This window comes from Pseudotabrizicola sediminis, from assembly GCF_004745575.1.
Taxonomy (GTDB): domain Bacteria; phylum Pseudomonadota; class Alphaproteobacteria; order Rhodobacterales; family Rhodobacteraceae; genus Pseudotabrizicola; species Pseudotabrizicola sediminis.
Genome location: NZ_RPEM01000058.1, coordinates 1 through 750 on the forward strand (window position 1 = coordinate 1; position 750 = coordinate 750).

Annotated in this window: 1 protein-coding gene; it reads right to left on the reverse strand. The window is 60.4% G+C overall.

Going from position 1 to position 750, the window contains the following annotated elements:
• Positions 1 to 66 precede the first annotated feature (66 nt).
• Positions 67 to 750, reverse strand: a 684-nt coding sequence (locus tag EEB11_RS19285) for a transposase (protein ID WP_167852824.1), incomplete at its 5' end; no start/stop codon positions are given.

Below are 750 nucleotides of genomic sequence, written 5' to 3' on the forward strand. Positions count from 1 at the left end.
TCTGGGGGCTCGAAAAGAAGCCTTGAAGCACGCCGAACCGTCGATGGAAGCCCCTGCTGATCCGATCTACCCCGGAATTGCCGCCATCAGCCCCTTGATCCCGACCAAGGCGACCAAGCGCTTGATGTTGTAGGCCAGCACGTTCAGCGCCATTTCTGTGCCCACGCCACCCAACCGCCGGGTCAGGAAATGGCAGGGCCCCGTCCAGGACTTGATCGTGCCGAACGGGTGCTCGACCGTCGAGCGGCGCACACTCATCGGGGCGGCAGGGCTGCGTCGACGGGCATTCGATGCCTCGACCAGATGTTCATGTTCCCATCTTGAGACCCGCCGCTCATATCCTGTGGTGCAGTGTTTTTTGAGGGCGCAAGTCTTGCAGGCATTTGTCCAATACCGCCGCATTTGCAGACCCTGCTGCTCGGTTGTGGTGCGGTGTGTCAGCGCCTGTCCCGCCGGGCAGCGATAGATGTCAGCACTGTGGTCATAGGCAAAGTCAGCCTTCACATAATGCCCTTTGGACCGGGCGCCGGATGTGTCCGATCGCGGCACGGTCGCCGTGATGCTGGCGTTGTGGCAGGCAAGGATTTCGAGGGCGCTGAAATAGCCTTTGTCGGCAAGGATGTGCATATCCTCACGCTGCAATGCGGCCTTTGCCTGTTTGGCCATCTTTGTCAGCAGGTCCCGGTCATGCCCCTGGTTTGTGACCTCATGCGCGACAATCAGGTGGGTTTCGGCATCAACCACGCTCTG